The organism is Kitasatospora indigofera, assembly GCF_014655955.1.
GTDB classification, from domain to species: Bacteria; Actinomycetota; Actinomycetes; order Streptomycetales; family Streptomycetaceae; genus Kitasatospora; species Kitasatospora indigofera.
Genome location: NZ_BNBO01000065.1, coordinates 15,476 through 29,255 on the forward strand (window position 1 = coordinate 15,476; position 13,780 = coordinate 29,255).

7 protein-coding genes are annotated in these 13,780 nt (G+C 74.1%); 1 reads left to right on the forward strand and 6 read right to left on the reverse strand.

The window, feature by feature from the left end:
- Positions 1-153: 153 nt before the first annotated feature.
- The gene (locus IE329_RS34565) at positions 154-3,132 is read left to right on the forward strand and encodes an FHA domain-containing protein (RefSeq protein ID WP_190214990.1); all 2,979 of its coding nucleotides are present in this window, start codon (positions 154-156) and stop codon (positions 3,130-3,132) included.
- Between the two features lie 129 nt (positions 3,133-3,261).
- Here IE329_RS34565 and IE329_RS34570 read toward each other — a convergent pair whose 3' ends face one another.
- From IE329_RS34570 to IE329_RS34595, 6 genes are all read right to left on the reverse strand, one after another.
- On the reverse strand, positions 3,262-4,374 hold the full coding sequence (locus IE329_RS34570; protein WP_190214991.1) for a CU044_5270 family protein: 1,113 nt from the start codon (positions 4,372-4,374) through the stop codon (positions 3,262-3,264).
- Positions 4,371-5,009 (reverse strand): RNA polymerase sigma factor, encoded by a 639-nt coding sequence (locus IE329_RS34575; RefSeq protein ID WP_190214992.1) that lies wholly within the window; start codon positions 5,007-5,009, stop codon positions 4,371-4,373. Before IE329_RS34575 ends, IE329_RS34570 begins: the two co-directional genes overlap by 4 nt.
- A gap of 225 nt (positions 5,010-5,234) precedes the next feature.
- Entirely contained in the window at positions 5,235-10,184 is a 4,950-nt protein-coding gene (locus IE329_RS34580) for an NAD-glutamate dehydrogenase (RefSeq protein WP_190214993.1), read from the reverse strand.
- 337 nt (positions 10,185-10,521) lie between these two features.
- Positions 10,522-12,147, reverse strand: a complete 1,626-nt coding sequence (pruA, locus tag IE329_RS34585; RefSeq protein WP_190215007.1) for an L-glutamate gamma-semialdehyde dehydrogenase — start codon at positions 12,145-12,147, stop codon at positions 10,522-10,524.
- Between the two features lie 185 nt (positions 12,148-12,332).
- A complete protein-coding gene (locus IE329_RS34590; RefSeq protein ID WP_190214994.1) occupies positions 12,333-12,989 on the reverse strand; it encodes an HAD family hydrolase in 657 nt (218 codons plus the stop codon).
- Positions 12,990-13,107: 118 nt separating this feature from the next.
- The gene (locus IE329_RS34595) at positions 13,108-13,617 is read right to left on the reverse strand and encodes a DUF6912 family protein (protein ID WP_190214995.1); all 510 of its coding nucleotides are present in this window, start codon (positions 13,615-13,617) and stop codon (positions 13,108-13,110) included.
- Positions 13,618-13,780 lie beyond the last annotated feature (163 nt).

The window sequence follows — 13,780 nt, forward strand, 5'->3', positions numbered from 1 at the left end:
CCGGGACCGGCCCACGGCCGGGACCAGGCACGACGGCACCGGGCGGGTCAGCACGACAGCAGGCAGGCAGCAGACCTCCGGCGGCCCGCCGGGCGGACGGCAGCCCGCATTCGGCACCAGGCGTCAGTACCAGCAGAAGGGACCGCGGGCGAGATGCAGATCCGGCTGACCGTCCTCCGACCGCGCAGCGGCCCGGCAGTCGCCGGGTCCGCCATTCCCTCCGTGGACGTGCTGGTCACCGCCCCCGTCGGCACGGCGCTCGGCGCCGTCGCGGGCGCTCTCGCGGGCGCCGTGGGCGTACGCGGCCCGCGCGCCGCCACCCATGTGCACCTGTACGCCGGGGCGCGCCGGGTGGACGAGCACGCCCTGATCGGCCACCCCCCGCTGCTCGACGGCGCCGTCCTCAGCCTGGGCGAACCCGACCCGACCGCCGACGACGACGCGCCCGACCCGGCCGCCGCCGAGCTGCGGGTCACCGGCGGCCCGGACGCCGGCGGCGTCCACCGGCTGCACGGCCGCGAGATCACGGTGGGCCGCTCCAGCGAGGCCGACGTCCCGCTCGACGACCCGGACGTCTCCCGGCTGCACCTCGCCCTGCACCTGGAGACCGACGGCACGGTCACCGTCCGCGACCTCGGCTCCACCAACGGCACCACCCTGGACGGCCGCTTCATCAGCCCCGAGGAGGCCGTCCCGCTGGGCGAGCCCGGCCTGCTGCGGCTCGGCGAGTCCACCCTCCAGGTCAGCACCGCCGGGGCGGACACCGGGGAAGGCCCCGGCCTCCCCGCCCGGTCCGCCCTCCCGGACGGCCTCGGGCACCTCCAGCTCTCCGCGCCGATGGCCGCCCAACCCGTGCAGCCCGCCCCCGAGCCGCCGGCCGCCCCCGAGGCGCCCGCCGCCGGCCGGGCCCGCGCCCTGCTCTCCCGCCGCCTCGGCCTCGGCTCCGCCCCCGCCGACGCCGGCCGCGACAGCGCCGCCCAGCAGCACAGCGCCGCCCGCACCCGGCAGGCCGCCAACCAGCGCGAACGCTGGCCCGACCCGGCCACCCTGCTGCTCAACGCGCTCGGCCCGGGCCCCCGGCTCTGGGAGCGCGGCCCGACCCACCCCGACGCGCTCACGCTGCGCCTGGGCACCGGCGACCGGCCGGGCGGCCCCGGCACCGCGCCCGGCACCCTGCTGCCCGCCGTCCCCGTCACCCTCGACCTGCAGACGGCCGGCAGCCTCGGCCTGGCCGGCCCGCGCGCCCGCCTCGACGCGCTCACCCGGGCCGTGGTCGCCCAGCTCGCCGCGCTGCACCCGCCGACCGGCCTCAGCCTGGTGGTGGTCGACGCCGACGCCGCCCGCCCGCCGCAGGAGCGCGCCGACACCTGGGCCTGGTCCCTGTGGCTGCCGCACCTGCGCCCCCAGCACGGACAGGACTGCCGGCTGCTGCTCGGCCTCGACGACGACCAGGCCACCGCCCGCCTGACCGAGCTGACCGCCCGCCTCTCCGCCCCCGACAGCGCCGCCGGCCTGCCCGCCACCGTCGTGCTGGTGGACGGCCGGCCCGGCACCGAGGCCGCCCGGCAGGCCCTGGAGCTGCTGCTGCGGCAGGGCCCCGGCGTCGGCGTGTTCCCGGTCTGCCTGGCCGAGCGGCCCGAGCTGCTGCCCGCCGGCCTGGGCGCCACCGCGGTGATCACCGGCGAGGTCGGCACCCACCTGACCGTCGACCGGCCGGTGGCCGGCGGCCGCGAGAGCGTCCAGGACGTCTCCTTGGACGCCGTCTCCGACCCGTGGGCGGAGCGCCTCGCCCGCGTCCTCGCCCCGCTGCGGGAGGCCACCCCCGCCACCCGCGGCCCGCTCCCCGAGTCCCTGCGGCTGCTGGACCTGCTCCAGCTCGACAGCGTCACCCCCGCCAAGCTCTCCGCCCGCTGGCAGGCGCTGCCCACCGGCATCGCCACCGCGACCGCCCTGATCGGCACCACCCGCGACGAGCTCTGCGCCGTCGACCTCGCCGACCCGGAGCTGACCCTGCCCTCCCCCGACCCGGGCGGCCCGCACCTGCTGGCCGGCGGTGCCAGGGGCGCGGGCAAGACGGAGCTGCTGCGCTCCCTGATCGCCTCGCTCGCGGTCTCCGAGCGCCCCGACCGGCTCACCGTGACGGTGATCGAGGGCCGCGCCCCCGCCGACGGCGACGAGCAGTCCGGACTGCGCGGCTGCACCGAGCTGCCGCACGTCACGGCCCATGTGAACGCGGCCGCCGACCCCCGGCAGGCGCTGCTGACCGCCGAGGCGCTGCTCGACGAGCTGAGCCTGCGCGAGCAGCTCTTCGACGGCCTCGACTTCGCCTCCTGGCACGCCGCCCGCATCCTGGACGCCCGTGCCCTGGAGGCCGAGGTCCTGACCGGGCAGGGCGCGGGCGGGCCCAGCGGGCACGAGCACGGGGCCGGCCCGGACGAGGACACCGACCGGACCGCCCCCGTCCCCGCCCTGAGCACCGCCGCCCTGAGCGGCGCGGCCCTGAGCCCCGCCGCCGTCGGCGCCGCCACCTCCCCCGCGTCCTTCCCGGCCGGCGGCGAGCCCGGCGTCAAGGTCGGCCGCCCCCGCAACGGCTCGGCCCGGCCCGCCGCCGGCGGGCCCGCCGCACCGCCGGCCCGGCTGATCGTCGCGGTCGACGACTACGACGCGCTGCTCGCCCCCACCTCCCCCGCCGGCCGGCCGCTCGCCCGGGCCCTGGCCGCGGTCGCCCGGCGCGGCGGCCCGCTCGGCGTCCACCTGGTGGTCACCACCGGGCAGCCCGAGGAGACGGCGGGCACCGAGGTGGACGAGGCCGCACTGCTGCGGATCGCCCTGCGCACCGAGTACCCGTCCGACTCCGACCTGCTGATCCACCTCGGCGACGCCGCCGCGCTCGACGAGGACACCCCGGGCCGGGGCTACCTGCGGCTGCCGGACGGCGGGGTGTCGGCCTTCCAGACCGCCCGGATCAGCGGCCGCATCCCCCGGACGGCCACCCTGCGGCCCACCGTGGTCGCGATAGACCCGGCCCAGCTCGGCGCCCCGCCGGCCCGCCGGCCCGTCCGGGAGCTTGGCAACGGCCCGACCGACCTGGCCCTGCTGGCCAGCGCCCTGCAACGGGCCGCCGCCCGCTGAGCCCTGCCCCGGCCGTACCCGGCGGCCGGCGAACAGGGCACGACGGGGCACGCGCAGCAGGCCCGGACGGACGCGACGGCGGGGCGGGCGCGGCCCCCCTCCGGCCGCGCCCGCCCCGCCCTCACCCGGTCAGCTCCGGCCCTGGTCCCCCGGCTTGCCGGGGACGTCCCCGGCCTTGTCGACGACGGCGCGCACCTCGACCGAGCTCGGCGCCACCGCGTCGCCCTTCCTGCCGAGCGGGCCGTCCTTCAGCAGCACCTGCCGCACCCCGAGCAGCTCGTAGCCACCGGGCTCGACGATCCACTCGATCCGGCTGTCGCCGACCGCGAAGCCGACCGCCACCCCGTGCCGGCCCGCCGCGTCCGCCGCGTCGGGGGTCAGCGTCACCCCCGGGATCTTCGCGGCGGCCTGGTAGAGCGCCGACCGGACGGCCGGCGGGGTGATCTGCTCCATCAGCAGTTCGCCGATCATCTTGAAGGCCAGGCTGTCGGCGTGCTCGGGGCTCTTCCCGGGCCCGCTCGCCTCCCGGATCTGCTTCAGCAGCGCGTCGGCGTCGGTGGGCAGCTTCTCCAGGAAGCGGTAGGTCGGCGCGTCGAGGCTCGGGTGCGCGACCGGCGGCAGCTCCAAGCCGCCGTCCGGGCGGCCCGGCTTGCCGTCCTTGCCCGCGGCCGGGTGCCCCTGCTCCACCAGCAGCCCCGGCTTGCTGCCGTCCACCGAGAGCCAGATCTCCCGGGGGTGCAGCGGGCGCACCGTCGCCACCGAGCCGTCCGGTCCGCTGTACTCGACACCGGAGACCAGCGTCCTGACGTAGACGAACTGGCCGTCCTTCACCTGGTCGGCCGGCTTCTTCGCGGCGGCCTGCGCCGCCTGGCCCAGCAGTTCCACCGCGCTCGCCGGCACGGCGTTCAGGACCGGCGCCTTCGCGCCGCCGGACTGCCCGGCGCCGTCCGGCTGCACAGCGGCCGACTGCGTCGCGCCCGCCGCCTGCCCCGGGGTGGCGCCGTTGCCGCCGGTGCCCAGCACCAGCGCCAGTGCCAGCCCGCCGACCATCGCGGGCATGGCGATCCAGCCGAGCTTGCGGTGGCGGCGCACGGCCGGGACCGGGCGCGCGGCGTCGGTGATCTCGTTCATCAGGTGTCCCCTCAACAGCTGGTGACGGTCCGCGGTGAGTTCCGGCTGCGCCGGGGCCGGCAACAGGCTGCTCAGCTCCGCGCGCCCGTCGGTGTCGCGCTTGGCGTTCATCGGCTCTTCTCCCGCATCGACCGGGCCGCTTCGGTGCGGCCACCCTGTACCTGTCCGCTGCCGTCACCGGGTTCCGTCCGGATCCGCGCCCCGGCCAATTCCTCCTGCGCCAGCTTCCGCAGCCGGGTCCGCGCCCTCGACAACCGCGAGCGCACCGTCCCCACCGGAACCCCCAGCGCCTGCGCCGCCCCGGCGTAGTCCAGCCCGGCCCAGACGCAGAGCGTGAACACCTCCCGCTCCCCGCGCCGCAGCCTGGCCAGCGCCCGGTGCGCCGCCGCCAGCTCCGCGCTGTCGTCGAGCCGGGACACCAGCTCGTCCGCGAAGTCGGGCACCACCTCCCGGGCCGGCATCCGCGCCAGCGCCGCCTGGTGCCGCCGGGCCGTCCGCGCGGTGTTGCGCAGCACGTTCGCCGCGATCCCGAACAGCCAGGGCCGTACGCTCTCCCCCTCCTCGCGCAGTTTCCCGCGCAGTCGCCAGGCCTCCAGGAAGGTCAGGGAGACGATGTCCTCGGCCATCGTCCAGTCCCCCGACGCCCGCACCGCGTAGCGGTACAGGTCCCGGGCCTGCTCGTCGAACAGTTCCCCCAGCGCGCTCTGGTCCCCGGCTCGCAGCCGGGACCGTAGTGACAGTTCCACACCCCTACCTGTCCGCCCGGGCGGGCGGGTTCCCTGTGACCCGGGTCACCTCGACCGCTCCGGCGGGCACCCCGTCCGCCCGCGATCCCCGGGACATCGTGGCGGGTCCGGCCCGGGCGGGCCGCGCCGGGAGGGGCCGGGGACGCGGAAAAGGGTGAGGGCGGGACCGCAGTGCGGTCCCGCCCTCACCCGTCGGACCCGTCGCCGGGCCTCACGCCGTCAGCCTCAGCGCATCGAACCGGTGCGCAGCAGCGTGCGGATCACCCGCATCGCGACCGAGAGGCTGGACAGCTCGTAGTTGTCCGAACCCCTTATGTCGTCGAGGGTGCTCTTGGCGCGGTTGAGCAGGGTGGCGTTCAGCTCGGCCCAGGCGGTGTAGCGCTCCTCGGGGGTCGCGCCCTCGCCGCCGCAGGCCAGGATGTCGGCCGTGAGCGCCGCGTGGGCCGCGAAGAGGTCCTCGCGGATGGCCGCGCGGGCCATCGAGGACCAGCGGTCGACCCGCGGGAGCTCGATGATGCGGTCCAGCAGGTGGGTGATCTGCAGGCGGTCGGCGAGGTCGTAGTAGAGGTCGGCGACCTCGGCCACGTCCTTGCCCGAGCGGTCCGCGACCTCGGTGATGTCGAGGGTCGGGAAGGTCGAGGACAGGCCCGCGATCCGGGTGGCCAGGCCCTCCGGGACGCCGGCCCCGGCCAGCTCGTCGTAGACGTGCTCGAACCAGACCAGGTCCTCGCCGCGCAGCGGCTTGGGGAGCGAGCCCCAGACCTGGTTCACCCGGTCGTGGAAGAACTCGATGGTGCCGGCGATGTCCAGCGGCTGGCGGCGGTTGTTGAGCATCCACCGGGTGGCGCGCTCGACCAGGCGGCGCGAGTGCAGGCGCATCCGGGTCTGCGCCCGGGCGGAGACCTTGGTGTCCAGGCCCTCGATCTCGGCCCAGATGTCCTCCAGGCCGAACACGGCGCGGGCCGCGGTGTGGGTCCGGGCGATCTCCTCGTACGTCGCGCCGGTCTCCTCGCGGAGGCGGAACGCGAAGGTGCAGCCGCCGCGGTTGATCGTGTCGTTGACGATCAGGGTGGTGATGATCTCCCGGCGCAGGGCGTGGGCGTCGATCGCGTCGCCGAAGCGGGCCCGCAGGGCGCTGGGGAAGTACTCCTGGAGGGCGGTGCGGAAGTACGGGTCGTCGGGCAGCTCGGTGGCGAGCAGCTCGTCGGCCAGGGTGATCTTGGTGTAGGCGAGCAGGACGGACAGCTCGGGCTGGGAGAGCCCGCGGCCGTTCTGCTGGCGCTCGCGGATCTGGCGCTCGGCGGGCAGGAACTCCAGGGCCCGGTCGAGCTGCCCGTCGGCCTCCAGCCGGTTGATCATCCGGGAGTGGACGTTCACCATGCTGACGGCCTGCGCGACGGCGTTGGCCAGCACCACGTTCTGCGCGTAGTTGTTGCGCAGCACCAGGTGGCCGACCTCGTCGGTCATCTCGGCGAGCAGCTTGTTGCGCTGCTTGACCGTCATGTCGCCGTCGGCGACGACCTGGTTGAGCAGGATCTTGATGTTGACCTCGTGGTCCGAGGTGTCGACGCCGGCCGAGTTGTCGATGGCGTCGGTGTTGATCCAGCCGCCGGTGGCCTCGGGGCCGCCGCTCGCCGCGTACTCGATCCGGCCGAGTTGGGTGCAGCCGAGGTTGCCGCCCTCGCCGACCACCCGGGCCCGCACGTCGCTGCCGTTGACCCGGATCGCGTCGTTGGCCTTGTCGCCGACCTCGGCGTTGGTCTCGGTGGAGGCCTTGACGTAGGTGCCGATGCCGCCGTTCCAGAACAGGTCGACGGGCGACTGCAGGATGGCCTTCATCAGCTCGGCCGGGGTCAGCCGGGCCTGCTCGATGCCGAGCACCGCCCGCGCCTGGGAGCTGAGCTGGATCGACTTGGCGCTCCGCGGGAAGACGCCGCCGCCGGTGGAGATCAGCGACTTGTCGTAGTCGTCCCAGGAGCTGCGGGGCAGGTCGAAGAGCCGGCGGCGCTCGGCGTACGAGACGGCGGCGTCCGGGTTCGGGTCGAGGAAGATGTGCCGGTGGTCGAAGGCGGCGACCAGGCGGATGTGCTCGCTGAGCAGCATGCCGTTGCCGAACACGTCACCGGACATGTCGCCGATGCCGACGACGGTGAAGTCCTCGCTCTGGGTGTCGTGGCCCAGCTCGCGGAAGTTGCGCTTGACCGACTCCCAGGCGCCGCGGGCGGTGATGCCCATGCCCTTGTGGTCGTAGCCGGCCGAACCGCCGGAGGCGAACGCGTCGCCCAGCCAGAAGCCGTAGGACTCGGCGACGCCGTTGGCGATGTCCGAGAAGGTGGCGGTGCCCTTGTCGGCGGCGACCACCAGGTAGGTGTCGTCCTCGTCGTGGCGGACCACGTCCTGCGGGTGGACGACCTCGCCGGCCTTCAGGTTGTCGGTGATGTCGAGCAGCGCCGAGATGAAGGTCTTGTACGAGGAGATGCCCTCGGCCAGCCAGGCGTCGCGGTCCACCGACGGGTCGGGCAGCTGCTTGGCGACGAAGCCGCCCTTGGCGCCGACCGGGACGATGACGGTGTTCTTCACCATCTGGGCCTTGACCAGGCCGAGGATCTCGGTCCGGAAGTCCTCGCGCCGGTCGGACCAGCGCAGCCCGCCGCGGGCGACCTTGCCGAAGCGCAGGTGCACGCCCTCGACCTGCGGGGAGTAGACCCAGATCTCGAACGCGGGGCGCGGGGCCGGCAGGTCCGGGATGGCCTGGGGGTCGAACTTCATCGAGACGTAGCGGTGCCAGTCGCCGGTCTCGGAGGAGTGCTGGAAGAAGTTGGTCCGCAGGGTCGCCTGGATGAGGTGCAGGAAGGAGCGCAGGATGCGGTCCTCGTCCAGCGAGACGACCTCGTCGAGGGCGCCGGAGAGCTCCTCGACGATGCCCTCGGTCAGCTCCAGCGCGCCCAGCTGGTGGCTGGGGCTCAGGCGGGCCTCGAAGAGGTTGACCAGCAGGCGGGTGGTGTGGGCGTTGTTGCGGAGCGCGTCCTCCATGTAGTCCTGGGAGAACGTGCTGCCCGCCTGGCGCAGGTACTTGGCGTAGGCGCGCAGCATCATCGCCTGGCGCCAGGTCAGCCCGGCGGTCAGGACCAGGCCGTTGAAGCCGTCGTTCTCGGCCTGGCCGGTCCAAGTGGCCGCGAAGGCCTCCTGGACGCGCTCGCGGGCCTCGTCGGTCAGCTCGGTGCCCTCGCGCAGCCGCAGGCCGAAGTCGTAGACCCAGGCGGTGCTGTGGTCCGAGCGGGTCAGCGCGTACGGGTGCTCGTCGAGCACCTCGACGCCGAGCCGCTGCAGGACGGGCAGGACCTCGGTCAGCGAGATCGGGCCGCCGACCCGGTAGATCTTGAAGCGGCGCTCGTCGTCGCCCGCGCCGACCGGCTGGTACAGGTTCAGGCGGAAGTCGCCCTCGCCGGCCAGCGACTCGATCTGCTTGAGGTCGGCGACGGCGGTGCGGGCGGTGAAGTCGGCGCGGTAGCCGTCGGGGAACGCGTTGGCGTACCGGCGGGACAGGTCGGCGGCCCGCTCCTCGCCCAGCTCGATGTGCAGCTGGTCGTTGAAGCCGTCCATCCAGAACCGGGCGGCCTCGGCGAGCTTGCCCTCGATCCGCTCGACCTCGGCGTCCGACAGGTGCGGCAGCTCGCTGCCGGGGGTGACCCGGACGACGAAGTGCAGGCGGGTCAGCACCGACTCGGTGGCGTACACCGTGTAGTCGATCGCGGCGCCGTTGAGCTCCTGCATCAGGATGTCCATCAGGCGCAGCCTGATGCGGGTGGTGTAGCGGTCGCGCGGCAGGTAGACCAGCGCGGAGAAGTAGCGCCCGTACTCGTCCTGGCGCAGGAACAGCCGCAGCCGGCGGCGCTCCTGGAGGTAGAGCACGCTGGTGGCGATCTGGAGCAGTTCCTCGGCGGGGGTCTGGAAGATCTCGTCCCGGGGGAAGGTCTCCAGGATCTGCAGCAGGTCGCGGCCGTCGTGGCTCTCGCTGGAGAAGCCGGAGGCGTTCAGCACGTCCTGCACCTTGCGGCGGACCACCGGGATGCGGGAGACCGACTCGGTGTACGCGGCGGCGGAGAACAGGCCGAGGAAGCGGCGCTCGCCGATCACCTCGCCGTTGGCGTCGAACCGCTTCACGCCGACGTAGTCGAGGTAGGCCGGGCGGTGCACGGTCGCCCGGCTGTTGGCCTTGGTGAGGACCAGCAGCTTCTTCTCGTGCGCCTTGGCGCGCACCGGCGCGGAGAGCCGGCCGAAGGCCTCGCTGACCGGGTGGTGGTCGGTGTCGTGGCTGAGCGGGTCGGAGCGCAGGATGCCGAGGCCGGTGCCGGCGACGGCGCGCAGCACCTCCTCGCCCTCGTGCTCGACCAGGTCGTACTCGCGGTAGCCGAGGAAGGTGAAGTGGTCGTCGGCGAGCCAGCGCATCAGCTCCCAGGCCTCGCCGACCTCCTGCTCGGGCAGGTGGGCCGGGGGCTGCTCGGCGAGCTCGTCGGCCAGTCGCAGCGCGGACTCGCGCATCTTCGACCAGTCCTCGACGACCTCGCGGACGTCACCGAGGACGCGGCGCAGGTCGGACTCGATGGCGCGGAGGTCCTCGCGGTCCGTCTCGCGGTCGATCTCGATGTGCATCCAGGACTCGACCACGGCGTCGGCGGGCCATTCGGCGCCGGCGGCCTGGCTGCGCGAGCAGGCGTCGATGTCCAGGATCTCCAGCAGCTTGCCGGTGATGTCACGGCGGACGACCAGCTGGGGGTGGATCACGATGTGGATCGCGCGGTCCTGGCGGGACAGCTCGTTGGTGACCGAGTCGACCAGGAAGGACATGTCGTCGGTGACGACCTCGACCACCGTGTGGCCGCAGGACCAGCCGTTCTCCTCGACGCTCGGGGTGTGCACCCGGACCTCGGCGGTGCCCTGGGGCCGCTTGAGGCCGAGACGGTAGTGCGAGGCGGCGGCCCCGTACACGTCGACCGGGTCCCGGCTGATCAGGTCCTCGGGGGCGGTGTGGAGGTAGTAGTGGTGCAGGTACGCGGTCAGAGCACCGTTGCTCAGACCCTCCCCTGGCGCCGCTCCCCCCACCTGGCTGTTCTCAGCGGCTGCTGCTGCCTTGGTGAGCAGTTCGGCCTTGGCTGCGTCCAGCTTGGTCTGCATGGCTGTTTGGCTCCTGTCGCGCGCCGTTGCGTGACTCGGTGGTGTGTGGGTGTGCACCGCCGGGTCTCCCGCAATCCTGCCGCACCGTCCGGCCGAAAGGCTTCCATGGCACGCATGAAATGCCCTTGTAACGGGTAAGAGACGATGTTTTGGCCTGCGGAGCCAACCCGACGACGTCAGCCAGCCTAACGGGAGGAAACGAAGGTGTCAGGGGACAGGGAGGCACAAACCCGCAGGAAGATCGGTCCGTCCTGGACACCTTGTCCAAAGCCGGGCCGCCGCCGTGCGCCGGTGCGGCAGGCCGTCACCGCGGGTTCGGCCGCCCGCCGTCCGGCGCTCAGCCCATGGACGGGTACCGGTACGCGGACGGCGGCACGAAGGTCTCCTTGATCGACCGGGCCGAGGTCCAGCGCAGCAGGTTCTGGGCCGCGCCGGCCTTGTCGTTGGTGCCGGACGCCCGCCCGCCGCCGAAGGGCTGCTGCCCGACCACCGCGCCGGTCGGCTTGTCGTTGATGTAGAAGTTGCCCGCCGCGAACCGCAGCTCCTCCACCGCCTGCGCGACGGCGTACCTGTCCCGCGCCATCACCGCGCCGGTCAGCCCGTACGGCGAGCCCGCGTCGACCCGGCGCAGCACGTCGTCCCAGCGGGCGTCCTCGTAGACGTGCACGGCGAGGATGGGCCCGAAGTACTCGGTGCGGAAGATCTCGTTGCGGTGGTCCCCGCAGACCAGCACCGTCGGCCGGACGAACCAGCCGATGGCGTCGTCGTACTGGCCGCCGGCCGCCAGCTCCACGGTCGGGTCCTGGACGGCCCGGTCGACGGCGGCCTGGTTCTTGCGGAAGGCCCGCCGGTCGATCAGCGCGCCCATGAAGTTGCTGAAGTCGGAGACGTCGCCGACGGTGATCGCGTCCACCTCGGCCAGGAACTCGTCCTTGATCTTCTGCCAGAGGCTGCGCGGCAGGTAGGCCCGGGAGAGCGCGGAGCACTTCTGGCCCTGGTACTCGAAGGCGCCGCGGACCAGCGCCGTCCGCAGGCTGTCCGGGTCGGCCGAGCGGTGGGCGAGCAGGAAGTCCTTGCCGCCGGTCTCGCCGACGATCCGCGGGTAGCCGCGGTAGCTGCCGATGTTGGCGCCGACGGTCTTCCACAGCGACTGGAAGGTGGCGGTGGAGCCGGTGAAGTGCAGCCCGGCCAGGGCGGGGTTGGTGAGGGCCACCTGGGACAGCTGGAGGCCGTCGCCGGTCACCATGTTGATCACCCCGGGCGGCAGTCCGGCCTCCTCCAGCACCCGCATCAGGTAGTGGGCGGAGAGCGTCTGGGCGGGGGACGGCTTCCACACCACGGTGTTGCCCATCAGCGCGGGCGCGGTCGGCAGGTTGCCGGCGATCGCGGTGAAGTTGAAGGGCGTGACGGCGTAGACGAAGCCCTCCAGCGGCCGGTGGTCGGTGCGGTTCCACACCCCCGGCGAGGAGAGCGGCTGGTCGGCCAGGATCTGCCGGGCGAAGTGCACGTTGAAGCGCCAGAAGTCGACCAGCTCGCAGGAGGAGTCGATCTCGGCCTGCTGGGCGGTCTTGGACTGCCCGAGCATGGTGGCCGCCGCGAGCGTCTCGCGCCACGGCCCGGCCAGCAGGTCGGCCGCGCGCAGGAACACCGCCGCCCGGTCGTCGAAGGAGAGCGAGCGCCAGGCCGGGCCGGCCGCCAGCGCGGCGTCGACCGCGAGCTGGGAGTCCTCGCGGGTGGCGTTGCCGAGCACACCGAGCTTGGCGGCGTGGTGGTGGGGCTGGACGACGTCGATCCGCTCGCCGCCGCCGAAGCGCTGCTCGCCGGCGATGGTCATCGGCAGCGGGACGGTCTCGGCGGCGAGTTCGTCGAGCTTGCGCTCCAGCCGGGCCCGCTCGGGGCTGCCCGGCGCGTAGCCGCGCACCGGTTCGTTGACCGGGGTCGGGACCTGGGTCACTGCGTCGATGGGCATGGTGGCTCCGCTCGCTCTGGTGCGCGCCGGGGGTGGCGTCAAACCAGATTGACCAGTTCCGCACCGTTCGGCCCGGTCTGACACGCCCTCGGACGCGTGGCACCGGACACGCCGTCAGGCGCGCGGGCTGCCGGGCGGCCCGGCCCGCACCGGACCGGCCGGCCGCCGTCGCCCCCGGCTCAGGCCGCCAGCCGGCCGGCCAGCTCCACGGCCTCCGCCAGGCTGTCCACCACCGGCACCCCGACCGGCTCCAGCTTCTCCCGGGTGTGCGAGCCGCCGGTGTAGAGCACGGCGTGCGCCCCGACGCTCAGCGCGGCCAGCGCGTCGTCGGCGGCGTCCCCGATCAGCACCGTGCGGGCCGGGTCGACCCGCTCGCCCAGCGCGGCCAGGTGCCGCGACAGGTAGGTGGCCTTCTGCCCGCCGGACGGGCCGCTGCGGCCGTCGACCCGGACGAAGTGCCCGCTGATCCCGAACCGCTCGACCACCGGGACCAGCCGGTCGTGCTCGTACATCGACAGCAGCGACTGGCTGTGGCCGGACTCGCCCCAGGCGCTCAGCAGCCCGAGCGCGCCCTCGGTCAGCCCGCACGCCGGGCTGAGCTCGTGGTACCGGTCGTGGAACGCGTCGTCTAGGAGGATCCACTCGGCCTCGCTGGGCAGCCGGCCGAGCAGCCGCTGGTAGAACCGCGGGATCGGGATCTCGTACTGCTCCCGGTACTCCTGCAGGCTCAGCGGGGCGATGCCGAGGGTCGCGAAAGCGGCGTTGCTCGCGCCGAGCACCGCCTCCATGTCGTGGAAGAGCGTGCCGTTCCAGTCCCAGACGATATGAGTTCGCACCTCGGAACGGTAACCGGAGCACCCGGCGGACCGGAAGTGACGGGTGCGGGCACCCGTGCCGGGCCCGCCGCGGACACCGCCGCCGGGGTCGGTCCCCGCCGCGGTCAGGCCGCCGGGGTCAGGCCAGCAGCGACGCGATCTCCTGGGTGGCGAACCAGAGCAGGTCGTGGTCCTCGGCGCCGTCCACGGTGAACTGGGCGTCCTGGTCGCCGGCGTCGGCGGCCGTGATCGCCGCCACCGCCGCCGCGACGTCCTCGACCACGTCCTGGTCCGCCAGGTCCGCGTGCACGGCGGCGGCCTTCGCCAGCGGCACCGGGCCGGCCAGCACGACCTGGCCGAGCGAGGCCTGGTCCTGGTACTCGTCGCCGGCGAACGGCCGGACGGCCGAGTCCGGCACGTCCAGCGCCAGCACCACGCGCCGGCGCGGGGCCCCGGGGTCGGCGGCGAGCAGGCGCAGCGAGGACTGGGCGGCCCGGTTCAGTGCCGCGTACTCCAGCTCCTCCAGGTCGTCGCTGACGTACCACTCGCGCAGCGCGGGCGTCACGGCGTAGGCCGCCGACTGCTCCAACGCGCCGCCCGGGTGCGCCGCCGCCAGGCCGTTCAAGGTGGTGGGCACGTACACGCGCATCGGGGCACTCTCCAGGTCTTCGTACAGCACGGCTCTCGGACGGCTGGGACGGAACGGCTAGACAGAGAATACGGCGCGGGTGATCGCCGCTACATCCCGTTCGTGCCCGCCGCTCACCACCGCCGCCGCGCCCGGGGCGCCCGGGCCGGGGCGTGAGGGCCCG

What these genes read in the sequence shown, in the direction of transcription:
- IE329_RS34595 (WP_190214995.1), bottom strand. Translation starts at nt 13,617, where the DNA reads ATGCGCGTGTACGTGCCCACCACCTTGAACGGCCTGGCGGCGGCGCAC.
- IE329_RS34565 (WP_190214990.1), top strand. Translation starts at nt 154, where the DNA reads ATGCAGATCCGGCTGACCGTCCTCCGACCGCGCAGCGGCCCGGCAGTC.
- IE329_RS34580 (WP_190214993.1), bottom strand. Translation starts at nt 10,184, where the DNA reads ATGCAGACCAAGCTGGACGCAGCCAAGGCCGAACTGCTCACCAAGGCA.
- IE329_RS34570 (WP_190214991.1), bottom strand. Translation starts at nt 4,374, where the DNA reads ATGAACGCCAAGCGCGACACCGACGGGCGCGCGGAGCTGAGCAGCCTG.